The organism is Collinsella phocaeensis, from assembly GCF_900119895.1.
Taxonomy (GTDB): domain Bacteria; phylum Actinomycetota; class Coriobacteriia; order Coriobacteriales; family Coriobacteriaceae; genus Collinsella; species Collinsella phocaeensis.
In genome coordinates, this window is sequence record NZ_FQLR01000004.1 from 192,063 (window position 1) to 216,748 (window position 24,686).

Annotated in this window: 22 protein-coding genes; 16 read left to right on the plus strand and 6 right to left on the minus strand. The window is 63.7% G+C overall.

The window, feature by feature from the left end; translation table 11 throughout:
- The first annotated feature begins 58 nt into the window (after window positions 1-58).
- Entirely contained in the window at window positions 59-817 is a 759-nt protein-coding gene (locus BQ7355_RS02970; protein WP_072414867.1) for an SDR family NAD(P)-dependent oxidoreductase, read from the plus strand.
- Window positions 818-1,031: 214 nt separating this feature from the next.
- Here the strand turns inward: BQ7355_RS02970 and larE are convergent, their stop codons facing one another.
- On the minus strand, window positions 1,032-2,066 hold the full coding sequence (gene larE, locus BQ7355_RS02975) for an ATP-dependent sacrificial sulfur transferase LarE (protein WP_240307297.1): 1,035 nt from the start codon (window positions 2,064-2,066) through the stop codon (window positions 1,032-1,034).
- Window positions 2,067-2,393: 327 nt separating this feature from the next.
- On the opposite strand from larE, the gene BQ7355_RS02980 reads away from it, so the two are divergent.
- The 10 genes from BQ7355_RS02980 (at window position 2,394) to BQ7355_RS03025 (ending at window position 13,547) form a co-directional block, all read left to right on the plus strand.
- Entirely contained in the window at window positions 2,394-3,275 is an 882-nt protein-coding gene (locus BQ7355_RS02980) for a LytR/AlgR family response regulator transcription factor (protein ID WP_072414868.1), read from the plus strand.
- A gap of 245 nt (window positions 3,276-3,520) precedes the next feature.
- Window positions 3,521-4,246: an InlB B-repeat-containing protein gene (locus tag BQ7355_RS02985; RefSeq protein ID WP_072414869.1), complete on the plus strand. Its 726-nt coding sequence runs from the start codon at window positions 3,521-3,523 to the stop codon at window positions 4,244-4,246.
- A gap of 954 nt (window positions 4,247-5,200) precedes the next feature.
- Window positions 5,201-6,268, plus strand: a complete 1,068-nt coding sequence (gene prfA / locus BQ7355_RS02990) for a peptide chain release factor 1 (RefSeq protein WP_072414870.1) — start codon at window positions 5,201-5,203, stop codon at window positions 6,266-6,268.
- 574 nt (window positions 6,269-6,842) lie between these two features.
- Entirely contained in the window at window positions 6,843-8,051 is a 1,209-nt protein-coding gene (locus tag BQ7355_RS02995) for a peptidylprolyl isomerase (protein WP_072414871.1), read from the plus strand.
- A gap of 117 nt (window positions 8,052-8,168) precedes the next feature.
- Window positions 8,169-8,612, plus strand: coding sequence for a GatB/YqeY domain-containing protein (locus BQ7355_RS03000; protein WP_072414872.1), 444 nt, complete (start codon window positions 8,169-8,171; stop codon window positions 8,610-8,612).
- 741 nt (window positions 8,613-9,353) lie between these two features.
- Window positions 9,354-10,085 (plus strand): amino acid ABC transporter ATP-binding protein, encoded by a 732-nt coding sequence (locus BQ7355_RS03005; protein ID WP_072414873.1) that lies wholly within the window; start codon window positions 9,354-9,356, stop codon window positions 10,083-10,085.
- Between the two features lie 174 nt (window positions 10,086-10,259).
- Window positions 10,260-11,114 carry a transporter substrate-binding domain-containing protein gene (locus BQ7355_RS03010; RefSeq protein ID WP_072414874.1) on the plus strand — a complete coding sequence of 285 codons (855 nt, stop codon included), beginning with the start codon at window positions 10,260-10,262 and terminating at the stop codon, window positions 11,112-11,114.
- 111 nt (window positions 11,115-11,225) lie between these two features.
- Complete coding sequence (locus tag BQ7355_RS03015; protein ID WP_072414875.1) at window positions 11,226-11,987, plus strand: amino acid ABC transporter permease; 762 nt, start codon at window positions 11,226-11,228, stop codon at window positions 11,985-11,987.
- 3 nt (window positions 11,988-11,990) lie between these two features.
- The gene (locus BQ7355_RS03020; protein WP_072414876.1) at window positions 11,991-12,632 is read left to right on the plus strand and encodes an amino acid ABC transporter permease; all 642 of its coding nucleotides are present in this window, start codon (window positions 11,991-11,993) and stop codon (window positions 12,630-12,632) included.
- Window positions 12,633-12,833: 201 nt separating this feature from the next.
- Complete coding sequence (locus BQ7355_RS03025; RefSeq protein ID WP_240307298.1) at window positions 12,834-13,547, plus strand: cytidylate kinase-like family protein; 714 nt, start codon at window positions 12,834-12,836, stop codon at window positions 13,545-13,547.
- 284 nt (window positions 13,548-13,831) lie between these two features.
- On the opposite strand, the gene citC is transcribed toward BQ7355_RS03025, so the two are convergent.
- Together citC and BQ7355_RS03035 are read right to left on the minus strand one after the other, a co-directional pair.
- On the minus strand, window positions 13,832-14,875 hold the full coding sequence (gene citC, locus BQ7355_RS03030) for a [citrate (pro-3S)-lyase] ligase (protein ID WP_072414877.1): 1,044 nt from the start codon (window positions 14,873-14,875) through the stop codon (window positions 13,832-13,834).
- Between the two features lie 174 nt (window positions 14,876-15,049).
- Window positions 15,050-15,919, minus strand: coding sequence for a LysR family transcriptional regulator (locus BQ7355_RS03035; protein WP_072414878.1), 870 nt, complete (start codon window positions 15,917-15,919; stop codon window positions 15,050-15,052).
- 382 nt (window positions 15,920-16,301) lie between these two features.
- Between BQ7355_RS03035 and citD the strand changes: the two genes are divergently transcribed.
- Genes citD through citF form a run of 3 tightly spaced genes read left to right on the plus strand, consistent with a single transcriptional unit; the run spans window position 16,302 to window position 19,097 of the window.
- Window positions 16,302-16,601 (plus strand): citrate lyase acyl carrier protein, encoded by a 300-nt coding sequence (citD, locus tag BQ7355_RS03040; RefSeq protein ID WP_072414879.1) that lies wholly within the window; start codon window positions 16,302-16,304, stop codon window positions 16,599-16,601.
- Window positions 16,601-17,521, plus strand: a complete 921-nt coding sequence (locus tag BQ7355_RS03045) for an aldolase/citrate lyase family protein (protein ID WP_072414880.1) — start codon at window positions 16,601-16,603, stop codon at window positions 17,519-17,521. The genes citD and BQ7355_RS03045 overlap by 1 nt, the downstream gene beginning before the upstream one ends.
- Window positions 17,522-17,537: 16 nt before the next feature.
- The gene (gene citF, locus BQ7355_RS03050) at window positions 17,538-19,097 is read left to right on the plus strand and encodes a citrate lyase subunit alpha (RefSeq protein ID WP_072414881.1); all 1,560 of its coding nucleotides are present in this window, start codon (window positions 17,538-17,540) and stop codon (window positions 19,095-19,097) included.
- 669 nt (window positions 19,098-19,766) lie between these two features.
- On the opposite strand, the gene BQ7355_RS03055 is transcribed toward citF, so the two are convergent.
- The 3 genes from BQ7355_RS03055 to BQ7355_RS03065 all read right to left on the minus strand — a co-directional run bounded on the left by BQ7355_RS03055 (window position 19,767) and on the right by BQ7355_RS03065 (window position 23,414).
- On the minus strand, window positions 19,767-20,936 hold the full coding sequence (locus tag BQ7355_RS03055) for a triphosphoribosyl-dephospho-CoA synthase (protein WP_083581511.1): 1,170 nt from the start codon (window positions 20,934-20,936) through the stop codon (window positions 19,767-19,769).
- Window positions 20,929-21,630 carry a GntR family transcriptional regulator gene (locus BQ7355_RS03060; RefSeq protein ID WP_072414882.1) on the minus strand — a complete coding sequence of 234 codons (702 nt, stop codon included), beginning with the start codon at window positions 21,628-21,630 and terminating at the stop codon, window positions 20,929-20,931. Before BQ7355_RS03060 ends, BQ7355_RS03055 begins: the two co-directional genes overlap by 8 nt.
- A 425-nt stretch (window positions 21,631-22,055) precedes the next feature.
- Window positions 22,056-23,414: a CitMHS family transporter gene (locus tag BQ7355_RS03065; protein ID WP_072414883.1), complete on the minus strand. Its 1,359-nt coding sequence runs from the start codon at window positions 23,412-23,414 to the stop codon at window positions 22,056-22,058.
- Between the two features lie 495 nt (window positions 23,415-23,909).
- On the opposite strand from BQ7355_RS03065, the gene BQ7355_RS03070 reads away from it, so the two are divergent.
- Both BQ7355_RS03070 and BQ7355_RS09200 read left to right on the plus strand, forming a co-directional pair.
- The gene (locus BQ7355_RS03070) at window positions 23,910-24,275 is read left to right on the plus strand and encodes a hypothetical protein (protein WP_072414884.1); all 366 of its coding nucleotides are present in this window, start codon (window positions 23,910-23,912) and stop codon (window positions 24,273-24,275) included.
- A gap of 104 nt (window positions 24,276-24,379) precedes the next feature.
- On the plus strand, window positions 24,380-24,571 hold the full coding sequence (locus BQ7355_RS09200) for a biotin/lipoyl-containing protein (RefSeq protein WP_205407553.1): 192 nt from the start codon (window positions 24,380-24,382) through the stop codon (window positions 24,569-24,571).
- Window positions 24,572-24,686: the final 115 nt, after the last annotated feature.

The window sequence follows — 24,686 nt, forward strand, 5'->3', positions numbered from 1 at the left end:
GCATTCGTCAGCACGATACGGTGCAGTGCGATTGTGGTCGAGAGAGAAAGGAAGCCACATGAATCGTCTTGAGGGCAAAGTCGCCGTCGTCACCGGTGCTAACTCCGGCGTGGGCGCCGCTATCGCCAAGCTGTTCGCCGCCGAGGGCGCGAAGGTCGTCATGAGCGCCCGTCGCGTCGCGGCGCTCGAGGAGGTCTCCGCCGAGATCGAGGCGGCCGGCGGCGAGACGCTCGTCGTCCCCACCGACATCTCCAAGCCCGAGGATCCCGAGAACCTGATGGCCGCCGCCGTCGAGAAGTTCGGCAAGATCGATATCCTCGTCAACAACGCCGGCGTGCTCGAGAAGGGCCTCAAGCCCATCGACCGCTTCACCGACGAGGACCTCGACTGGATCGTCGAGACCAACCAGAAGGGCACCATGCGCTGCATGCGCGCCGCCACCAAGCGCATGGAGGCCGGCGCCTCCGTGGTGAACATCGCCTCCGTCGCCGGCGAGAAGGGCTGCGGCGGCGCCGTGTACGTCTCCACCAAGGCCGCCGTCATCGGCGTCACCAAGCACACCGCGCTGCGCTTCCAGTCGGCGGGCATCCGCTGCAACGCCATCTGCCCGGGTAACATCATCACGCCGATGACCATGGGCACCAACCCGGCCGACCTCGATCCCGACATGATCGGCGCCATGATGACCCACAGCAACATGAAGACCCCGTCCTGCACCGCCGAGGACGTCGCCAACATCGCGCTGTTCCTCGCTTCCGACGAGTCCCGTGCCCTGACCGGCCAGATCATCGTGAGCGATTTCGGCTCCATGCTGTAAGGGGTTTCGCGCGCCCGCGCAAAGCGCACGCTCGATAGAGGCTGCCCAGTCGCCCTGGAGGAAACGACCTCCGGGGCGATTTTCATGCGGGCGGGCACGCGGCACGGCAATCCGATCGGCGGCGTGCGCCTCCCTGCTTGGCGTTAGCGCACGGGACGAGGAGTTTCCGCCCGCCGGGCCGGATTCCGATGCGCCCTGCGGATCCGTCGCGCCGTCATGCGTCTCCCTTGGGGGCGTTGCTCTCCGCCGGGCCGGCGCCGTTCATCGCCCCGTGTCGATAGGGGATGGCAAGGGGGCGCACCTCGCGCGCCCCGAGCTCCATGAGGATGCGGACGATCACGGGGGGCAGGGCCACGGCACCCGGTTCCGGGAGCGCGTCGGACACGGCGTGCGCCTCGGTCGCCGGGAGGTCGCTTGCGGCCCTGCGGGAATCGACGGCCGCCGGGCGCGGCGGCTCCGCGCCCCCGAGCCCTTCGATGCGTGCCAGCCCGTCCCGGTTCGCCTCGACCTGGGCGACGCCGTCCGCAAGGCGGACGCGGACATCGGGGAGGCCGAGGCGGTGCAGGTAGTCCTCGCAGGCCCGCACCGTTTCGAGCTTCGTGGCCGTAAGGGCCTCGCCGCAGGGGACGCGCGTCGCGAGGCAGGCCCCCGCCGGCAGGTCCCAGACCTCGTGTCCCCAGGCGCGCAGCACGGAACGCTCCTCCGCTTTGGTCCAGCCGGTATCCATGAGCGGCGAGCGAATGCCAAGCTCGCGCACGGCCCGCATACCCGGCCGGTAGTCGCCCGCGTCGTCGGCGTTGCTGCCGTCGAGCACGACGTCGCAGCCGTGGGCCCGCGCCGCCTCGAGCACGGAGCCCATCAGCAGGCGCTTGCAGCGGTAGCAGCGGTCAGAGGGGTTCGCGGCGACTTCGGGGGCGGAGAGCGGGTCGAGCTCGATGTGCATGATGGGCAGGCCCAGACGCGTCGCCTCGCGTGCGCAGCTTTCGAGCTCCGGGGTCCCGACGAAGGGCGTGACGGCGTGGATGAGGAGCGTGCGGTCGGGCACGGTCCGCGCGCAGGCGGCCGCGAGGAAGGTGCTGTCCACGCCGCCGGAGAACGCGATCGCGATATGCCCCAGCGAGGCGAGCTCGCGCGCGAGGCGGGTAAGCTTGCCGTCGGTCTCGCTGTGGGCGCGTCCGTTCCGCTCGGAGTCGGTGCCGCCCTCGGCTGCGAACGGTTTCGCGTGCATCTGGGTCCCCGTGTATTCCATGCCCGTCCTCTCCATGAAGCTAAGGACACGATACCCGTTCTGGAGTCCGCGTGCACCGTCGTCCTTTGAAGTCTGGAGGGCCCGCACGAGAGCTCCCGCACGTCGTAGGGAGGCGCCGCAAGGGGGCGGGCGTCCGGGGTGCGCAAGGGGCACGCCGGAAAGGCGCGTCCCTTGCGGCGCGGTCGGGTCTTACGCCCGGCACCTGCGCCGGGGGCCGTGCACGGCGGCTTGGTATTTGCCATAATCGGGAGGGAGGGGGCGCAGGGCCGGTCGCTGTGCGCGCCGTCGCCTTGTGCGCCGTTTGACCGCATCGAATCGGGGGAAGCCATGTCGGATCTGCGTTCGTTCGAGCCCGCGCGGTCTTTCGATGGCATCGCCGGCACGGTGCACGCGGCGCTCGATGCGTATTACCACAAGAACTACCTGCCCCTGTTGCGCACGGCCGATGACGACGTGATGTTTATCGGGGCGGGACCGGATGTCGTGCGCGGCAAGCGCGAGCTCACCTGGGCATGCGGACAGGATATCCCCACGCCGAGCTTCCATATGAAGAACGCGTATTTCGACGTGCGGCCGATGCCGGCTGGAGTCGACCCCGACGAGGCGGAGCTCGCGGTGGTCACGGGGTTCTACGACCTGTTCTCCGAAGGGGACAAGCCCATGCTTACCGCGGTTCATCAGAGGCTGACGGTGCTCCTACGCCGAAAGGAGGGCGTGTGGATGTCGTTCTACGTGCACTCCTCCAACGAGTGGAGCGAGCTTGTGGACGACGAGGTGTTTCCGGTTCAGATCAGCTCCCAGACGTATCAGTACGTGCGGAGAATCATCGAGCAAAGCGAGTACGGCCTGGTGTCGGGGCCGCGCCCCGGTCCGGTGGTCATCGAAAGCAAGGGGACGGTGCAGACCGTGGACCCGGGCGAGCTGATCTACGTGCGCGCGACGGCGAAGACGTGCGAGGCGCATATGGCGGGTCGCACGGTGCCGCTTCCGTGTTCGATCTCCAAGATGGCGGCGGAGCTCGAGGGCTCGCAGTTCATGCGCGTACACCGGTCGTACCTGGTGAATGCCGATTACGTGCGCGGGCTCGAGGGCGACGAGCTGGCGCTCAAAGACGGGGAGCGCATTCCGGTGCCGGTCCGTCGCCGTGCGGAGGTGCGCGACTGGGTGATCGCGACGGCCGTGGGCCGCGAGGCGGGCTCGCGCGACTAGCGGAGGCAAAGGTGGCCTGCCGCGGGCGATCTCGGTGCGGGCAGTTTTGGGCATGGCTCGAGTTGGAGCAGGCTGCTCTCGTGTGCATGGATTCCTATGTAAGTGAGGGGTATGTCACTTGTAGGACTTGCTGTCCATTCAGTTTGAAGAAACGACATGCGCCATGAAAGCGTCTCCGAGAATTGCGGGACGTTTTGCGCTCCGGCGCGGTATGTAGACGGGGGGCGGTGTAAAGACGACGGCTCATGAGGTTCGTCGATGGCGCATGGAAGGTGAGCGAGGAGCCGACCTGTACCGAGGCGGGTCGCGAGGAGCGCACGTGCTCCACGTGCGGCGAGAAGGAGTCTCGCAAGATCCCGGCCCTCGGCCACGAGCTCGAGGCCGTCACCGAGGTTGCGGCGACCATTGACGCCGTGGGCACTAAGGCGCACTACAGGTGTTCCGCGTGCGACGAGCTTTTCCTCGATGCCGAGGGCAAGCAGGGCGTGGACGCGGCGGACCTCGTGATCGAGAGGCTCGAGGCCGTGACGGTTACGTTCGATGACTGCATCGATCCCAAGGACGACCACGTCGTGGTGCGTATCGCCAAGGGCGGTGTCGTTTCCGCCGAGGATCTGCCGGAAGACCCGCAGCTTGCGGGCTACGAGTTCTCCGGTTGGTTCCTTTACGATGCGGCGGCTGGCACCTGGGGCGACGCATTCGATCCGACGGAGCCCGTGACTTCCGATCTGCTGGTCGGCGCTCAGTGGAGGAAGCTCGATGACGGCTCCGGCGAAGGCGGATCTACCGAGAAGCCTGCGGACAAGCCGACGAAGCCTACGAACAAGCTCGGCTCCAAGCCCGGATCGGGCGACAAGGACGCGCTTGTCCAGACCGGCGATAACGCCTTCGCGCTGATCGCCGCGGCGTTCTCGGCCGGAGTCGCTGCGATCGGTGCTGGGCTGTTCTCGCACCGTCGCCGCAGCGAGTAGGGGGCGCGGCGTAGCGGCGCGCCCGTGACGCCGCTTTGCGCTCCTGCTTGGGCGGGCGCAAAACCCAGGAGATTTCTCGAGGGCCGTCGCCTGAGGGCGACGGCCCTCATTCGTTTCTGGATCACAACGTCATCCGGTACTGAAGCGCATGGGAATCTCTCGCGATGGCGCGAGGCTTCTTGGCATGACGACTCGTTCACGCGCAACTAGCCGGATGTCGAAGGGCGGAGTTTTGCGCCCGCTGCCCGCTGTCCAATACGACCCTTCCTGCCAGGCAGCTGCCGCGAACGTTGGCGACGCATGATTACACCAATATGCAAAATATAGGCGTACTTCGATTCATATATGCATTATATATACAAGTTACTGAAAGCAGAGGGTTAAAGCTAAGGTGTGCCTCCCGACATGTGGTCAAAAACCTCGTCGAGTCGGTATTGCTAGTGATTTTATAACATTCTGTGGTGCGCCGACGGGGGCTCTGGACGCCCGACGGACGACGAAATCAGCCTTCAGTTTCGCGCGGAGGTGCGGAATTAGGCAAAAATCCGGCATGTATTGGCGTTTCGTCTTAGATTGGGTACCGACTCGACGAGGTTTCGTGCCACCCTCACCGAAATGCGTGCGATCGCGTGCGATTGAACGGGCGATGCGCCTCTGTGGGCTGCGCTTTTGCGGTGACGAGCACTCGTGCCCCCCGCTCGCTGCTGTCTTGTGGGCGTTTTGCGCATGTGCACACCTTTCTAGCTGCTGTGATGCCGCTCCCGTTGCCGGCTTGCCCCACACTTGGTTATCATGTCATCCGGTGAAAGGGGATTCTACCGTGCGTTTTGCTTTCGACATGCTCTAGCTGGGCCGAACAGGTCCCGTCTCGCGCAGCGCGCGAGCGCATCGTCATGTCCGCACGCCACCGCCGCGCGTCTCGCGGCGCCACCGCCCTACAAAAGGAGATATATCATGCGCGATAAGCTCGAGAAGATCATCATCGCCTACCAGGAGCTCGAGAAGAAGCTCTCCGATCCGTCCGTCGCCGGCAACATCAAGGAGTTCACGCGCCTCAACAAGGAGTACGCGCACCAGACCGACCTCGTGAACGCCGCGCGCGAGTACATCGCCGCGCTCGACGACATCGACGTCGCCAAGGAGATGCTGCGCGAGGCCGCCGACGCCGAGGAGAAGGAGATGCTCCAGATGGAGATCTCCGAGAACGAGGCGAAGCTCCCGCAGCTCGAAGAGGACATCAAGTTCATGCTCATCCCGAGCGACCCCAACGACGAGAAGAACACCATCGTCGAGATCCGCTCCGCCGCCGGCGGCGACGAGGCTGCCATCTTCGCGGGCGACCTTTTCAAGATGTATCAGCGCTTCATCGAGTCCAAGAAGTGGAAGATGACCGTGCTCGATTCCAGCCCCAGCGAGGCAGGCGGCTTCAAGAGCATCGAATTCAAGATCGAGGGCGACAAGGTCTACTCCGTCATGAAGTATGAGTCGGGCGTCCACCGTGTCCAGCGCGTCCCCAAGACCGAGAGCCAGGGCCGTATCCAGACCTCCACGGCGACGGTCGCCGTGCTGCCCGAGGCGGAGGAGATCGACGTCCAGATCAACCAGTCCGACCTGCGCATCGACACCTACTGCGCTTCCGGCCCCGGCGGTCAGTGCGTCAACACCACCTACTCGGCGGTGCGCATCACCCACCTGCCCACCAATACCGTGGTCCAGTCCCAGGAGCAGCGTTCCCAGATTCAGAACCGCGAGGTCTGCATGCAGATGCTGCGTGCCCGCCTGTACGAGATGGAGCTCGAGCGCCAGCAGGCCGAGCTGGGCGCCGAGCGCTCCAGCCAGATCGGCCACGGCAATCGTTCCGAGAAGATCCGCACGTACAACCAGCCGCAGGACCGCGTGACCGACCACCGTGTGGGCTACAACTCCACCTATAACGGCGTGCTGCTGGGCGATGGCCTGTCCGACGTGATCGAGGCCCTGGCCGCCGCGGACCGCGCCGAGAAGCTGGCGCAGGCGGTCTGACGTCCCGCTGCGCCCCTGCGGACCTCATCCGGGGCTGCTGACACGCTCAAAAAGGGGACAGGCACCTTTTTGAGGACGGCGCGAGGCCGCTGCAACTCGAAGTCTCGAAGCCCTTCCGGCGCATGTGCCGCGGAAGGGCTTCGTCATACGTCAACCGCCTCTCAAATAAGTGCCTGTCCCCAATTTGAGGGGTTCGACCGGGTGGGCGGTCTCAGGTTTGCAGGCAATTTCCTGCTCAAAAAAGTGCCTGCCCCCCCTTTTGAGCGCTGGCGTGCGGTTCGAATGTGTGTCGATTGCTAATCAAATCGGTGCTCGCCCCCACATTGAGCGGGCCGGTTGGCGGCCCCGTGCCGTTTATCCTACTGATACGGGGAGTTTTGGCGCGAGGGGCATCAGCAATCGGGCTACACGCTATCATGGGAATGTTGCGACCGTGCGGACGTGAGCCTACGGAGCGACGCCCTGCCATACGTTCCCGATGGCGTATGCGCGCCGCCGCCGACGGCGCGCCTGTGACGATTGCCCAGCAACGCCCCTCCTGCGCGGGGGTGCAGAACCAAGAAGGGTCTACCCTATGCCTCAAAAGAAGAACATGCGCATCAAGCGTGAAGCCCCGGAGGCAAAGCCTCAAACCAAGGCGGAGCGCCGCGCGGAGCACAAGGAGAAGATGTCCAAGGGCGCGAAGATCGTGCTCGTGGCCATCGGCTGCGCCGCGATGCTCCTGTCCGTCTCCGCTGCCGCCTGCTCGGGCGTGCTCAACCAGGCGCAGACCAAGGAGGAGTACACCCTCACCGGCGGCGTCGCCGCAACGGTGAACGGCGTCAACATCAAGGAGGACACGGTCACCAAGCAGATCATGGCGGTGCGCACCTCGCTCGGCTACGACAAGGATGATGACTGGGCCCAGTACCTGGTCGATAACAGCATGACTCCGGAGTCCTACCGCGAGCAGGTCATCGATTCCTATGTCGAGAGCTATCTCAAGCAGCAGGCCGAGAAGGAGTACGACATCACCGTAACCGACGAGGATCTCGAGAAGTCCTGGCAGGAGGCCGCCGAGGCCTCGGGCGGCGAGGAGGCCTTCACCGAGCAGATCGAGACCTACGGCTTCACCAAGGACAGCTACAAGGAGAGCCTGCGCAGCAACCTGGCGAGCCAGAAGCTCAAGGAGGCCGTCGCCGGCACCGAGGATCCCACCGATGACGAGATCGTGGCGTACCTCAACGAGAGCCTGGACGTCTACAACGACGCGCGCCGCTCCTCCAACATCCTGATCAAGGTCGCCGAGGACGCGAGCGAGGAAGAGGACGCCGAGGCCAAGGCCAAGGCGCAGGAGGTGCTCGACAAGATCGAGTCGGGCGACATGTCCTTCGCCGATGCCGCCAAGGAGTACTCCGAGGACACGGGCTCGGCGCAGGACGGCGGCGATGTGGGCTGGGATAAGCTCACCACCTTCGTCACCGAGTATCAGGACGCCCTGTCCGGCCTGTCCAAGGGCCAGGTGAGCGGCTTGGTCAAGACCACGTACGGCTACCACATCATCGAGTGCACCGATGTCTTCAAGGTTGATGGTGAGGTGGAGAAGGCCAAGGAGGTCCCGGAGGAGATCCGTACCTACATCTCCAATATCTTGAAGACGCAGGCTGAGAGCACCGCGTACAGCAAGTGGTGGACCGAGTACAAGGAGAAGGCGGACATCGTTATCAACGAGATGCCCGAGAACGTTCCGTACAACGTGAGCCTGAAGGGCGTCGAGCCCACAGCCGAGGGTTCCTCTAACTAGCAGATAGGCACAACGATGGGTGAGCCGGACCCGGACCTGCCTCGCAAGTCCGGGTCCGGCCTCCTGACGATGCGGAGGCGAGCTTTCGTTTTCGCGAGCGAGAGAAGGGATGAGACCATGACGAACGAAGAGCTGCACGAGCAGATGGTCGCGGCCATGAAGGCCAAGGACAAGACGCGCCTTTCCATCATCCGCCAGGTGATGGCCGAAGTGAAAAACGTCGAGGTCAACGAGCGTCGCGATGCCACCGAGGAAGACGTGAACGGTATGATCAAGCGTCTCATCAAGCAGACCGGCGAGACGCTGGAGATGTCCATCAAGGCCGGCACCAACGCCGAGCGCACCGAGACCCTTACCGAGCAGGTCAAGATCCTCGAGAGCCTGCTGCCCGCCCAGCTTTCCGGCGACGAGCTCGTCGCTCTCATCGAGTCCACGATCGCCGAGCTCGGGGCGACGTCCAAGAAGGACATGGGCCGCGTGATGGACGCGCTCACCAAGGCGACCGGCGGTAATTTCGATAAGCCGCTGGCGGCCCGCGAGGTGGGTTCCCGCCTGGCGTAGGACGCCGCTTTCGAGGCGAATCCCTGCGCGTTGCATAGATACGCACGAGGGCGCGGGGCACCCGGACGGTGCCCCGCGCCCTTTTTGGGCAGATGTGACGGGCTCGGTTCTCGTTTCGGCGGGTTGCCAGGCAGCGGGGCTGTCTGCGCGCCCCCGTACGGCGTCTCAAGGGCCTTGCAGAACCTCTCCCCCTCGAAGTGAGTGGTTTTTCTCGACAGGCCCGTGTACACTCCGCCTAGGGAAAGTGCCCAACTGCGGATATCTTGGCCCAAGAAGGCTTCAGGAGTCGTCGCGCCGACGGGTTCGGGAAAATCCACTCACTTCGGGGGGGGGACGTCGCAGGGGCAAAGTCCGGCCCTCAGAATGCCCCGAATTCGTGGCACCCATGCGCCGCGTGGGCCCCATGCGACGTGCATTTTGCGCTCCGCATGGTTGTGTGGAGTTGGCTCCACAAGAACTTCCCAGCAAACACTCCACTACGCTAATGTGTATAATCAACAGCGCTATGGGTATAAAACGGAGACGTTCGTAAAGTTCGGAGTATTTTTTATCGGATAAAACCGCAGCTGGTATCCTTATCCGAGCGTGTAACAACTCGATTTCCGAACCGTTGCGGGGTCCCTTCGGGCACAACCCCGCCCAACGCGACCGTACAATGTATTCCACCGCGCCGCACTCCGCTGCTCGCGCAGCGGCGGATTCGTCTACCGAAGCGGCCGGAGAGTCAGGAAGGAACGCCATATGGCCGATATGATCGAGATTCGGGGTCTCAACAAATACTTCGGCGACCTGCACGTGCTGAAGGACATCGACCTCACCGTCAAAGCGGGCGAGAAGCTTGTCATCATCGGGCCGTCCGGCTCCGGCAAGTCCACGCTCATCCGTTGCGTCGACTATCTCGAGGAACCCACGAGCGGCGAGGTCATCATCGACGGCACGACCCTCACCAAGAAGAACCATCTGGAGATGGCCCGCAAGTACAGCTCCATGGTCTTCCAGCAGTTCAACCTGTATCCGAACATGACGGTCCTGGGCAACCTCACGCTCGCTCCCATCAAGCTGCAGAAGAAGTCCAAGGAGGAGGCCACCGAGGCGGCCATGAACGCGCTCAAGCGCGTCGGCCTCGCCCAGAAGGCGGGGGAGTACCCGCAGAACCTCTCCGGCGGCCAGCAGCAGCGCGTCGCCATCGCCCGCGCCATGTGCACCAAGCAGCCGATCATCCTGTTCGACGAGCCCACCTCCGCGCTCGACCCCGAGATGGTCCAGGAGGTCCTCGACGTCATGATCGAGCTCGCGCAGGAGAACATCACCATGATCTGCGTGACGCACGAGATGGGGTTCGCGCGCCAGGTCGCCGATCGCGTCGTCTTCATGGACGACGGCCAGATCCTGGAAGAGGGCACGCCCGACCACTTCTTCGAGAACCCGCAGAACCCGCGTTGCCGCGAGTTCCTCGCGAAGATCCTGCACTAGGCGTTCGGGTCCTTCTGTCGACAACCGCATCGCCGGGGCATCGACGCCAAGGCGCTCGCGGGAGGTCCGTCTGCCGCGTGCCGGGCTCGCCCGTCCGCACCAACCTTTCGATCCTCTGCCGATCCCGCCGGATGGGACGGAGAGATAACAGGCACCCAAGGGAAGGGGTACATCATGAACATGTCTCGTCGCCAGTTTGTGCAGGTCTGTGGCCTCGGCACGCTGACCGTCGCTGCCTCCGGCGCCCTCGTGGGCTGCGGTGGCGGCTCCGGTGACAAGGGCTCCGCCGCTTCCGATTCCAAGCTCGAGGCCATCAAGAGCCGCGGCAAGCTCAAGGCCGGCGTCAAGAAGGATGTTATCGGCTACGGCTACCTCAACACCTCCACCAACGAGTACGAGGGCCTCGAGATCGACCTGTGCTACCAGGTCGCGGCGGCCGTCCTCGGCGTCTCCTACGACGAGGCCAAGGAGAAGAAGCTCGTCGAGTTCACCGACGTCACGCCCAAGACCCGCGGCCCGCTCATCGACAACGACCAGCTCGACATCATCTGCGCCACCTACACCATCACCGACGAGCGCAAGAAGAGCTGGGACTTCTCCGAGCCCTACCGTGTCGACCACGTGGGCATCCTGATCAAGAAGGGCTCCATGTCCTCCATGGCCGACCTCGACGGCAAGGTCATCGGCGTGTCCCAGGGTTCCACCACCAAGGACATGGTCACCCAGATGCTCGCCGACGAGGGCTTCGACGCCACCCCGACCTTCCAGGAGTTCCCCGACTACCCGTCCATCAAGAGCGCCCTGGACGCCGGCAACGTCGACGCGTTCGCCATGGACCGCTCCACCCTCAAGGGCTACACCACCGATAAGGAGGAGCTGCTCCAGCCCGAGATCGAGTTCGGCGCCCAGGAGTACGGCATCGCCACCAAGAAGGGCTCCGACCTCTCCGCGACCGTCGACGACACCGTCAAGAGCCTGCTCGACGACGGCTGGCTCGACGAGGAGATCGAGACCTGGGGTCTGCTCTAAGGCCACATGACCGAGCCGCGCCGGCGCACGCGAGCCGGTGCGGCCCCTCAAGCCCGGGCGGCCGCCTTGCCGCCCGGGCGTTCGTACGTATAGGCAAACGGAAGGATTGGCATGCTAGAAGGACTTCTCGATCCCCTGCGCTGGGAGATGACCTTCAGCGAGATGGATACCCTTTGGAACGGGTTCTTCTTCACGCTGCAGGTCGTCGTCGCGGGCCTCGCCCTCTCCCTCGTCCTGGGTACCATCCTCGGCGTGTTCTCGACCACGCGCTCGCGCGTGCTGCGCGCCATCAGCCGCATCTACGTCGAGTTCTACCAGAACACGCCGCTGCCGGTGCAGGTGTTCTTCATGTACATGGCCGGCCCGCAGCTGCTCCAGCAGATCACCGGTGCGCCGAGCCCGGTCCGCATCTCGTCGTTCGTGCTCGGCTTCGTGGGCGTCGGCCTGTACCATGCCGCCTACATCTCCGAGGTCATCCGCACGGGCATCGAGGCGGTGCCGCGCGGCCAGATGGAGGCGGCGCTGTCGCAGGGCTTCACGCGCGTGCAGGCATATGCGTACATCATCCTTCCGCAGACCTTCAAGGTCATCCTCCCGCCGCTGTGCAACCAGGCGCTCAACCTGGTGAAGAACACCTCGGTGCTCGCGCTCATCGCCGGCGGCGACCTCATGTACAACGCGGACAACTTCGTGTCCTCCTACGGGTACCTGCAGGGTTACATCATGGCGTGCCTGCTGTACTTCATCATCTGCTTCCCGCTCGCGATCCTCGTGCAATGGCTGGAGAAGCGCTCCAAGGAGCGTCCGCGCGCCAAGAACATCCCCGGCGTGACCGACATCGCCCAGGCCGCCTCGACCGCGAAGGAGGCCTAAACCATGGAGATCTTCAACCAAGCGAACGTGAGCTTCATCCTCGGCGGTTTCGCCAACACCATCGAGATCTCGGTGCTCGCTATCATCTTCTCCCTGCTCTTCGGCACCATCCTCGCCATGGTGAAGCAGTACGGCCCCAAGCCGCTCTCGCTGCTGGTGAGCGCTTACATCGAGCTGTTCCGCTGCACCCCCAACCTGCTGTGGATTCTCTTCATCTACTTCACGGTGAAGGGCGACTACGTGTTCACCTCGGTGCTCTCGTTCACGATCTTCACCTCCGCCGTCATGGCCGAGATCGTGCGCGGCGGCTTCAACTCGATCCCCAAGAGCCAGTTCGAGGCGGCGCGCTCGCAGGGCTTCGGGTTCTTCGGGACCATGTGGTACATCATCCTGCCCCAGACGTTCATGGTGATCATTCCCGCCCTGTTCTCGCAGTGCACGACGGTCATCAAGGACTCCTCCTACCTGGCCGGCGTCAACGTCATGGAGTTCATGTACACCACGAAGGTCGTCATGGCGCAGGCTGCCGATCTTTCGCAGGTGCTGATGCTCTACGGATTCATGTTCGCCCTATACTTCGTATTGAACTTCGGCATCTCTCTGATCGTCCGCGCCTACCAGCGCCGCGTGGTCGCCGCCGCCTAGCGCGCCGCCGGGCTTCGCGGCCCAGCGTGCTGCGCCATGGGGCGAAAGGGCTCCGCGGCATGCGGGGAGGAGAGCCCCGCGGACGGTCGGCGGCACCCGTTTCGGGTGCGAGGACGCAGCTGTCCACGGGCGCCTCGCGCCGACGATGACAGGAAAGCTATCGAGCCGTCGGGCGCGCCCGACAGAAGCGGATGGTGTGATATGGGAAACGCAGGCAGCAGGAAGATCGCGAGCAAGCACTCCAAGAAGCTTGCGAGCGCGCTGTACGATAACGAGAACATGGGCGCGCCGACGCTCGAGGCCGATCCGGACTACCCGGTCGTCATCACGCTGGCGCGCGATTACGGCGCCGATGCGCACGAGATCGGCATCGCGCTCCAGGAGCGCCTGGGTATCCCGCTGTACGACAACGAGCTGCTCATCCGCGCCGCGCAGCGTTCGGAGACGGTGGTGGACAAGGTCGCCGTCTACGACGAGCGCATTTCCGCCGAGATGATGGCGTTCTTGCCGGACCGCTTCGATTCGCGCACGGTGGGCGACCAGCTGTACGGCGCACTCAAGCAGGTCATTCAGGACGTGGGCTTCACCGAGTCCTGCATCATCATCGGCCGCCTGTCCGACTACATCCTGCGCGATAACCCCAACTGCATCAACGTGCTCGTCACGGCGCCGCTTGAGGAGCGCGTCGCCCTCGTGGCGAAGCGTCGCGGCATCGACAGGCGCCGCGCGCAAAAGGTCGTGAAGGGCATGCAGAAGAACCGCGAGCTGTTCTACAAGCGCTATTCCGCGGGCAAGGCCAAGCTGCACGGCGGCAAGGACCTGGTGGTCAACCGCGCGCTGTTCGGCTGCGAGGGCTGCTCCGACATCATCGCGCGCGCCTACGAGGTCAAGATGCGCGAGCTCGGCCGCGCGTAGGATTCAATCGCCGCGCATGCAGCGTCGTCGCGGCCGCCTCGCAGCGCCGCTTCAGACGATAGGGAAGACCCCGAAGGGTATCGAGTCGTTCGGGGTCTTGTTGTGCGCGCGGCGCGGTGGCGCGATGCGATTGGGTCGCGATGCCCGGCGCGCGCCCGTGCGCAGGCGCCGTGCTGGCCGCAACGCATGGAACCTCCCCTTCTCTGGACGACACAGTGCGCTCAGGGGAGGGGAGGCTTCTTTGCCTGTGCCGCGCATCGGCGCGAGCCAAGGTCCCGCGTCGATCAGTAGTGCGCGACGTCGCCGGCGGCCTTGATGCGCTCGATGACGGGCGCGGCCTCTTCGCTGGTGAAGTAGCGGTACGTGGTGTCCGGAACGAGCGCGCGCAGCGCATCGAGGTCGCCGACTTGAAGCGCGCGGCGAACGTTCGAGGCGCTGATCGGCGTATCTCCCTGGGCGAGGCGGGGAATCACGGTGCATGCGACGCCGGCGCGCGGCAGCTCCTCGCACAGCACGCGGTTGTAGATGGACGTCACCTGGCTCGTGGGCTCCTCGCCCACGAAGCGCTCGGTGATGCCCAGCGCCTCGGCGATGCGGCAGAAGACCGCGGCGTCCAGGCGTGCATGGCCCTCGTTGACGGTCGCGGCGTCTTTGAGGAAGTAGCTGGGAAACGTGGCGGACGAGATGATGTAGGGTCCCGAGGCGTGCACGACCGCTCCGGGGAGGTCGGCGCAGCCCTCGCACACAAGGCGCTTGCGAACGGAGAAGGGAACGAGGCTGGCGTCCTCGCTCACCACGAACACGTGGAGCGTGTCGCACGAGGCCATGGCGGTCTCGATGAGGTGCCGGTGCCCGCGCGTGAACGGGTTGGCGTTCATCACCACGGCGGCAGAGCGGCCGTCGCGCCGCGTCTTGGCGAGCGCAGAGAGGTACGAGGCGAACCCGTCGTGGCGGTTCTCGAGGAATACGAGCGTGCCGTCGACGCGCGCGATCTCGTAGAACCCGAGGTCCAGGAAGAACTTCGCCGCCGTGACCTTCGTGTAGACGAACAGGTGCATGTTGCCGCGCTCGTACTGCTTCTCGATGAGATGGCCGACCAGCTCGTTCATGAGGCCCTCGCCCTGATGGGCGGAGCTCACCGCCATGCACCGCAGCGTGTTGCCGAAGCAGCTGCCCGTGGCCACGACGCGGTAGTCCTCGTCGACGATGGCGCACGTGTAGTCGAGGTTCCCGTCGCGCTCGATGCCTTCGGCTTCAAGCAGCTCGTCGACGCGCGCGATCATGCAGGCGTCGCTCGGGTAGACCTGGGTGATGGTGTAGTCGGACATGAAACTCCTTAGCAATCGGGGGCGTATGCCTTCAGCAGGCCGCATCCGTGCGCCATGGGGCATACCATGAGGGGCGCGCTCCGTTGGCGCGCGACGCGCGCGGGCGCATGGACCTAGGCGCGGCATGCGCCAAGAGGGTGCGTCCCTCATGGCGCGCAACTCGTGTCGGCGCGGCTACGCGCGGACGGGCCGGTACTGCTCCTTGATGAGGTCGACGAGGAGGCGTACCTGGGGCAGGCGCTCGGCCTCCTTCTGGCAGTCGATGTACATGCGGCGGACGAACGGCTCGCCGTTGGCAAAGGTGCAGGGTGTCACCGCGCCGTCGAGGTCGTCGAGGATGATGTCGGGCAGCATGGCCCAGCCGACGCGGCGGCGCACGAGGTCGGCGCAGATGGTGAGGCTGTCGACCCGTATGTGGTTGGTGGAATTCGCGAGGTCGTTCTCGTGAAGCCAGCGTGTCATGAGGGTCATCTGCGCCGAGTCTGTGGAGTGGCTGATGTGGAGTAGCTCGGAGAGCGGCGTGTCGGCGTGCTCGCGCGCGCGGGCGACGCAGATGCGCTCCTGCGCGAGCAGGTACTGCATGCCGTCCCAGGGCAGGTCCCCGCGAAGGACAGCGAGATCGAGCTCGCCGCTCTGCAGGTTGCTGTAGAGCTTGTAGCTCTGACCCGTGCGCACATCGAGGTTTACTCGCGGGTAGCGGCGATGGTACTCGGTGAGTATGGACGCGAGGTGCACCGATGCATAGTTGATCGAGAAGCCGGCGCGGAGCGATCCGCAGACCTCGTCCTGCGCGGCGTCGAGTTCGCGGCGCAGGGTGGAGAGCTCATCGCTTGCGCGCTTGGTGCGCTCGAGCACGACCTCCCCCTCGGGGGTGAAGCGCACGCCCTTGCGCGTGCGGATGATGATATCGCAGCCGAGCTCGCGCTCGATGGCCTTGATGCGCTTGGAAAGGGCGGATTGCGTGAGGTAGAGCTGATCGGCGGCACGCGTGATGTTCTGGCAGTCTTTAAGGACGTTCAGCAGCGCGAAGTCTTTCTCGTCCATGATGCGACCTTTCTGCAAAGAGAACAGCAAAAGAACAGTTCATGAAAAACTGTGTTCGATATCAGGCAAATTACATTCCTGTAACGCATGGTCATAGTATCGAATCATAGAAATTCAGATATGAGATAGATTCATGTCAATGGATGAATAGAAGGAATAAAAGCATATAGATACAACAGAAATACAGTTAAATGGTCGAGCAGGTGATGTAAACGGCATATTTTGAGAAAAATCAAAACAGTAGAAGAACATGCCAATATGGAATGCACAAGCATGAAGTAGTGGAAATTATAGAACGCCACGAGAAGCCTATGATGGTCCCCGAAGATACCGCGCGGACATACTGCGCGCGTGCGAGAGAACTCGTCAGAAAGGAGTGCGGATGGTTATCGAGAAGAGCGCCATGGCGGGCACGCTTGAGTCCAGCGACGCCCAGGTAACCGTGGAGCCTGCAGACGACCTGCAGATCAGCGTCTCGAGCAGCGTCCTCAACCAGTACGGCCGTCAGATCAAGGCGACCGTCGAGGCAACCCTGGAGCGCTTGGAGGTCACGAGCGGTCACGTCACCGTCGTGGACAAGGGGGCGCTTGACTGCACCCTCAAGGCGCGCGTCGAGTGCGCCGTCTTCCGCAGCTGCGATATCTCTGCTTCCGATGTCCCCTGGGGAGGTGTCATCCGCTAATGACCCAGCACGTCACTCGCCCGAAGCCGGAGAAGAACCGCCTGCGTCGCACCATGATGTTCATGAACGCGCAGAAGCCCGGCCTCATCAAGGATGCCTACATCTACGGCGCCGACACCATCATGCTCGACCTGGAGGACGCCGTCGCGGAGAGCCAGAAGGACGCCGCCCGCTTCAGCCTCTACCATGCGCTGACCACCATCGACTACGGCGACACCGAGGTCCTGGTCCGTATCAACGGCCTTGATACGCCTCATTGGCAGGAGGACATCCGCGTGGCCGTCGCCGGCGGTGCCGACGGCATCCGCATCGCCAAGTGCGAGAGCGCCCAGGACGTCAAGACCGTCGAGGAGCACATCCTCATGGCCGAGCGCGAGTTCGGCATCGAGGAGGGCCGCACCCTCATCATGGCCGCACTCGAGAGCGCCAGGGGCGTCGTCAACGCGTACGAGATCTGCACCGCTTCCGACCGTCTCTTCGGCGTCGCGCTGGCTGGCGGCGACTTCCGCAAGGACATGCGCGTCAAGGTGACCGAGTCCGGCATCGATATCATGGTCGCTCGCGGCATGATGCTGCTCGCCGCCCGCGCCGCCGGCGTGCAGTGCTTCGACACCAACTTCGCCGACTTCAAGAACATGGAGGGCTTCGAGAACGAGGTTCGTCAGAACCATCAGATGGGCTTCGACGGCAAGTCCATCATCAACCCGCGTCAGATCCGCCTGGTGCATCAGGTCTTCACGCCCAGCGCCAAAGAGGTCGATCACGCCGAGCGCCTGGTCCGCGCCTACAACGAGCAGGCTTCCGCCGGCGTCGGCGTCTTCACCTTCGAGGGCAAGATGGTCGACATCGCCCACGTGCGCGACGCGCAGGACCTGCTCAAGCTGGCCAAGGCTTCGGGCGTCTACCACGGCGATCTGTAAGAAGGAGTGAGTAGAGTTGATTAACGCAGTAGGCAGGGATATCCCTGAGGAGCTGCTGGCAGACGGCAAGGAAGTCTACCAGGGCAAGAACCACTTCGATGGCACCTATGTGCAGAAGGTCGCTCCCAAGACGCGCCGATGCGAGACCCCGCAGGACGGCAAGCTGTGCGCGACCATCCGCGAGGCGTGCGAGCGCTGCGGCGCCCATGACGGCATGACCGTCTCCTTCCATCACCACTTCCGCAACGGCGACAAGACCGCTGCGGCCGTGATGAAGGTCCTCGTCGAGGACATGGGCCTCAAGGACATCACCATCGCCGCCACCTCGCTCGGCGACGCCCATAACAACGTGGCGGACTACATTGAGCAGGGTAAGGTCATCGGCATCCAGTCCTCCGGCGTCCGCGGCCGCATCGGCGAGGTCATTTCCGCCGGTAAGCTCAAGACCCCGGCGATTATCCGCTCGCACGGCGGCCGCCCGCGCGCCATCGAGGCCGGCGAGGTGCACATCGATATCGCCTTCCTCGCCGCCGCCACCGCCGACGAGTGCGGCAACGCCTCCGGTACGGGCGGAAAGTCTAACTGCGGCTCCCTCGGCTATGCGATCGGCGACTCCCGCTGGGCCGACAAAGTCGTGGTGATTACCGACACGCTGGTCGATTACCCGAACCAGCCGGCCTCCATCTCCCAGATCGACGTCGACGCCGTCGTCGTCGTGGACGAGATCGGCGATCCGGCCAAGATCGGTTCCAAGGAGGCCCGTGTCTCCCAGGACCCGCGCGAGCTGAAGATGGCCGAGGCCGTTGCCGACGTCATCGCGGCGACCCCGTACTTCAAGGACGGCTTCTCCTTCCAGACCGGCGTCGGCGGTCCCTCCCTGGCCGCCAACCAGTTCATCGAGAAGCACATGGAGGAGCGCGGCATCAAGATGGGCTTCTCGCTGGGCGGCATCACCGGCCTGGTGTGCAACCTGCAGAAGAAGGGTCTCATCAAGAAGATCGTCGACGTCCAGGACTTCGACAACAACGCCGTCGCTGACATGGGCGAGAACCCGCAGCACTTCGAGATCAGTGCGTCCGAGTACGCGAACCCTGCGAACAAGGGCGCGTACGTCAACAAGCTCGACTTCGTCGTGCTTGCTGCGCTCGAGGTCGACACGGACTTCAACGTCAACGTCATCACCGGCTCCGACGGCGTGGTCCGCGGTGCGCCGGGTGGTCACCCCGATACCGCCGCAGCTTCCAAGTGCAGCATCATCGTCACGCCGTTGACCCGCGGCCGCATGGCCACCGTCTGCGAGAAGGTCGTTACCGTCACGACCCCGGGCGACTGCGTGGACGTCGTCGTTACCGATTACGGCATCGCTGTGAACCCGTTGCGCCCCGACCTGATCGAGTGCCTCGACAATGCCGGCATCCCGCATGTCACCATCGAGGAGCTCAAGGATAAGGCGTATCAGCTGGTGGGCGAGCCTGATCCGCTGCAGTGGGACGACCAGGTTGTCGCCGTGGTCGAGGCCCGCGACGGCTCGATCCTCGACGTGATCCGCAAGATCAAGCCCTACACCTTCGAGTAGTCTAGGCAAGACGCTGCGCGTTCACGTGGCGCGCAGATGTAACGTCTCCCCATGGCCCCTCGCGGCGCTTCGCGCCGCGAGGGGCTTGTTGCGTTCAGGCGCGACGCTTCAGGCAGCTGCGCGGGCCGTCTTGGCAGTTTTTAGTCTGAAAGACGTCGGATTCGAGCCGAAAGGGGGTTGTTGAAAGGAAAAGAAAAGGTAACCCCCTGCAGTTCTGGACAAATCTGCCAGATAGTGACGATTGCAGGGTGTCACTCTAAGAAGGAGTTCTGGCCTGAGGCTTTGGATTGGCGGGAATCCCTTGCTGTAAGGACGAGTTAACGTACAAATGATGTATTAATTCGCGCCGCAAGCGTGAGACGGGCGGATGGGCAATGTGCTCGTCGTCATTATCTGGCAGATTTGTCCAAAAAAAAGAGGGTGGTATTTAAAAAACGGTCGCAAGGGCCCCTGCGGTCTTCGAAATCGCGCCTTCCGGGAGTCGGAAAGCGCGCTCCCTCTGAATCTGGGTGCAAGCGTCCTCGCGGGATCCGGTCGGGATGCTGGGGCTCTAGGCATCGAGCGTGAGCGACCCCGCGTGTTCCGGTGACAGATCGAGTCGCTTCTGAAGGGATTCCGACTAAGATCGCATGCGGCCAGGCGATGCGCATGTTGCGCTGCGGACGAAGGCTATGAGAGGTACCTCAAGGCGTCGAGGCCGAACAGGCCTTCCATCAGAGAGAAGAAAATACCGAGCGACAGTAAGTCGGCAGCGCCGCCGGGGCTGACGTTTAGCGCGATGAGCTCGTCGTCATACCGTTCGAGCGCTGCGCGTAGCTCCTCGTTGGGCAGCGACCGTTCGTCGAGCTCGGTGCAGAAGGAACGGTGCGCGGCGAGCGCATCGATACCCCCACGGTGGACGACGTTGGTGTCCTCGAGCCGTGCCATCAATTTGACGAGCGCTCTTAGCAGGGTATCGGCGACGTCGCGCTCGGAGCCGCCCCGCGAGCATGGCGCAGGGCATTCGCGGCGCAGGTAGGGAAGCAGCTCGTGTTCCAGCAGCGGGTACCCTTGTGCCGCCTCGCCGCGGGCTCCCGAAAGGCCGTTGCGCAGGTAGATGCGCTCACCATGAGAAAGGGCGCCTTCTTGTGCAGGGCCGCCGTGCGCCCCGTTCCCGATGGGGGATGAAGGATCGTTTGGACGGCCGTCCCGCTGCGACCGCGCGAGCAGGATGCGGATGTCGGTATCGAGCAGGCAGGCGCCCATGGATCGCACGAGCTCCAGCACGCGTTCGGTATCTCGAGGTCCGCTTGGCAGCGAGCCGTTCTCAGAGAGGAAGGCTCCGCAGGATCCGAGGATGAGAGCGAACGCGAAGTTTGCGCCTTTGTGCGTGTTGATGCCGTGCGTTGCGGAGAACATCGCGCGCTCGGCTTCTATGCCAAGCTCGCGCAGCGCGTGGGCGAGATCGGCAGGGACGCGCCCATCCCATCGGGTTCCGGCGGAAGCGTATGCATGGAAGCAGGGCTCGAGTGCCGTCGCGCTCGCGAGGAACGTATCGAGATCCATATCGCGATGTGCGCCGGTGTTGCGCCGGTCGACGAGGCCGGGCTTGGGCGTCAGGCGGGCTTCTCCGACCAGCGAGGCTGCGGCCCAGCGGGCAAGGCGCTCGCACGGGGGCAGGCTGTGGACCGCGCCGGATCGGGCGGCCCGTTTTGCTGCATAGGGGGCCCCATGTGGTACGGGCGATCCCTCCGCGGAGGTATAGTCAGGCGAGTGACGGGGCCGCGAGGCCCGATCGGGTGTCGCGTGAAATTGGGGTTCGGGGCCGATGGGCTCGTCGCCGGGATGGGAGCTAGTCAATGCCCAGGGCCCTCATCTCGCTGATGACGAACTGATGTGAGTTTTTAAGATGCGTGCGCACGGCCTGCTCGATCTTCTTGTCGGGCCCAAACCGCATGGCGAGGTAGATGCTCCAGTGCTCCTCGAGCGCGATGTTGCGGCGCGCATCGGGAGAGAGGGAGACGTTGCGGAAATACTTGGTGTACACCTGCAACGTGTTGATGATGTCACGCAGGCGCGGGCTGTGCGCATGGGAGTAGACGTAGTTGTTGAAGGTGTTGGCATTGCGGATGACGGCCTCGGTGTCGTCTGCGGCGTTGGCGCGCTGGCCCTCTTCGAGCAGGGCGCGGAGCTCGTCGAAATCGGACTCGCTCATATTGTGGGCCGCTTTGGTGGTGGCAAGCGCCTCGAGGACGCTTCTGATCTCGAACAGCTCGTTTGCGTCGCGGATGCTGATGCCGCGCACGATCACGCCGACGCCGGGCTTACGGTCGACGAGCTGCTCGTCGGCAAGCTGGTTGAGCGCGGCGCGGATGGGCGTGCGGCTGATGTGCAAGGCGTCTGCAAGCTGCTTTTCGTTGATGTTTGTTCCGGCCGGCACGGTTCCCAGAATGATGGCCTTCTTGAACGCGTCGAACAGGTTGTCTTTCAGTGGGGCGTTTTTGGCCAGGTCGAGATATTCGCAAAGCGTGGGCATGACCGATTCGGTGTCCATGCGCAGTGCCCCTTTCATAAATACGCGTCATCCATACCAGTCTACTCGATAAATAGCAAGTGCGCTGGTTCTTTCTTGCAAGATGCAAGAGGGGTCGGTAGACGGATTCGAAATATGACAAACATAGAAAGGTTGGTGCAGTTAGAAACTAGAATCATGCGAAGTCCGTGTTGCAAAAACAGGGGATGCGTATGGTATTTAGATCTCTATATTTCGATAAACCCGCACATTAAAAAGAAAAGATGCCGCATGAAGAGCGGGATACCCGGTCGGATGAGGTTTGGGAATGAGCGGCTTTCGGCACATCGGGCCGTACTCGGAAGCTGGCGTCGAGTGCCGCGCATACTAAAACCGCGGCCACCCGAAGGTGACCGCGGCGAAGGGGAGAGCGTATAAGCCGAATACGGCAGATGCGCGTGCTGGCGCTAGGCCTGCGGGATGTAGAACGGCAGGGCTCCGGTGGCCATGATCGTGACGACGAAGATCACGAAGATGCACGCGGCCCACTTGCCCGCGGCGCGCTGCCACTCGCCCAGGTCCTGCTCGGTGAGGCGCAGGAGCAGGTAGATGAAGGCGGTCAGCGGGGACAGCAGGTGGAAGGCCTGGCCCATGAGGGAGGCGAGAGCCATCTGCAGGTTGGTGAAACCGTAGACGTAGCCGGCCTCGGCGAGCGCCGGCATGACGCCGAAGTAGAAGCCGTCGTTGGAGATGAAGAACGTGCCGGGGGCGGAGACGAGGGCGACGATGAGGCCCCAGAAGCCCGCAAGCTGCTTCGGGATGATGGTGATGAGGCTCTGGGCGAGGGCATCAGCCATGCCGGAGCCCTGGAAGAGGCCCATGAAGATGCCGGCGCCGAAGATCAGGATGACAACCTGGACGGCGTCGCCGCCGTTCTCGCCGATGCGCTTGGACTGGTCCTTGAGGTTCGGGTAGTTCACGAGGAGCGCAAGGACGGTGCCGACCATAAAGAGCATCTGGTTGGGCAGGGAGATGGCCTCGATGAAGGAGCCGGCGACGAGCCAGGCGATGAGGACCACGGTCATGATGGCGTTGAACCACCAGTTCTGCGGACGACGGATGGCGAGGACCTCCTCGTCCGTCACGTTGGTGAGCTCATCGATCTCGGCCTGGGTGAACTCGTGAACGCCGAGGCGAGCACGCTCCTGCTTGCCCATGTGGCGAGCGACGACGAAGATGTTGAAGAGCACAGAGATGATCATGCCGGGCATGAGGTAGCTCAGGATGTCGCCGCCGACCTCGGTAACGGCCATGGCGCGCGCGGTGGGGCCGCCCCAGGGCAGGAGGTTCATGACGGTGTTCTGAAGGATGACGAGAACAGCGAGGTTCATCTTCTTCATGCCGAGCTTCTCATAGATCGGCAGGAACGCGGCGCAGCACACAAGCGTCGTGGTGGTGCCATCACCGTTCATGGAGATGGCGGCGGCGACAACCGCGGTCGCGATGAGGACCTTCATGGGGTCGCCCTTCGCGAACTCGATCATCTTCTTGGTGATGGGGTCGAAGAGGCCCGCATCGAGCATGATGGAGAAGTACAGGATCGCGAACAGGAGCAGGATGCCCGTGTTGGCCGTCGTGCCGAGGCCGTCCATGACCCAGGTACCCAGGTCGGTCCAGCTTTCAGCCGGGCTGCCCGGGATGAAGAGGCTGATCGCCGCGAAGACGAGCGGAATCGCGCACAGTGCCGTAAGCGGCGAGAGCTTTTTGGTCATGACCACGAACATGAAGACCGCGATCATGAGCCAGGCGAGAATGGTCATTGCCATTACATATCACCTTCCCATTTACTAATACGTACAGCTTCTCAAACGAAATAACCGCGCTGTGTGCAGGGCACGGCATGACGTTTACGGCATGAAAGATAGCGCTCAGGAATGGTCGGACATGAGCGACATGGTGATTAAGTACACGAGAAAGACAACCGTACCTGCGGTTTTGCCGAAAACTGCAGGTTGGCCGCGGCAAAACGGCGCGCGTCCGGGCGTTTTAGCGTCCCGCTGACCGTTCACCGGCAATTTCTGACCGTTTAGGTGCAAACCGCCTTCAGCATTTAGGGGCAGGTTCGTGGTCAAAATGCCTGAAAACGTGTGCGCATAACAGAGAAAGCGCTGGTAAAAGATGTTGCTATACCCAAATACCCCAGCGGTACACCCTGAAACAGAAAAAGTGCAGTCAGTCCATATAGTGCAAATATACAGTTATAGCCATGAATTGTAGGCAATGCTGCAGAAGGCCCCGAAGTTCCGAAAGGGAGTGAGTGAATGGGATTGTTCGATTGGTTCCGCCGCCGCGGAGCCGATGCGGATGAGGCTCCCGCCCCGGTGTCCGCGCAGGCCGCAGATGCCGCCCGCGCGCAGGCGGAGGCGGACGAGTGGGAAGAGGTCCCCGCGTACCTGCCCGTGGACGCCGCCGAGCACCGTACGGTCGTTGTGGCCGCTACGGCCATCGCCGCAGGCGACCGTCCTGAGAGCAAGCTCGTCGTCCGCCGCGTGAGCGTGGCGAACCCGGAGCACCGGCTCGTGACCTGCATCGCGTCGAGCATCGCCGCCGGCGCGCTGGAGAAAAGCCAGTTCGTAGTCAAGAAGGTCTATAAGAAGAAGGTTATGGAGGACAACCATGCTGCGTAAGTTCAAGATCGCCATCGACGGCACCCAGTACATGGTCGAGATGGAGGAGATCGGTGCGCCCGTGGCCACCCCGGCCGACGCCGTCGCCGCCCCGGCTGGCCCCGATGCCCGGCACCATCCTCGACATCCACGTCAAGGTGGGCGACGTCGTGAAGGCCAACCAGCCCGTCATGGTGCTCGAGGCCATGAAGATGGAGAACGAGGTCGTCGCCGACCAGGACGGCACCATCGCTTCCATCGCCGTGACCAAGGGCGAGATGGTCAACCCCGGCGCTGAGCTCTTCAGCATCGCCTAGCACGGAGCTCGTGCCCAGCACGGAACTTGTCGACGGCACCGCCGCAAGAGTGCCGTTTCGCGCTTCGGCGCATCCCGGCCGCGCGCAGCGGGCCGGAACCGTTTTCCCACGGATG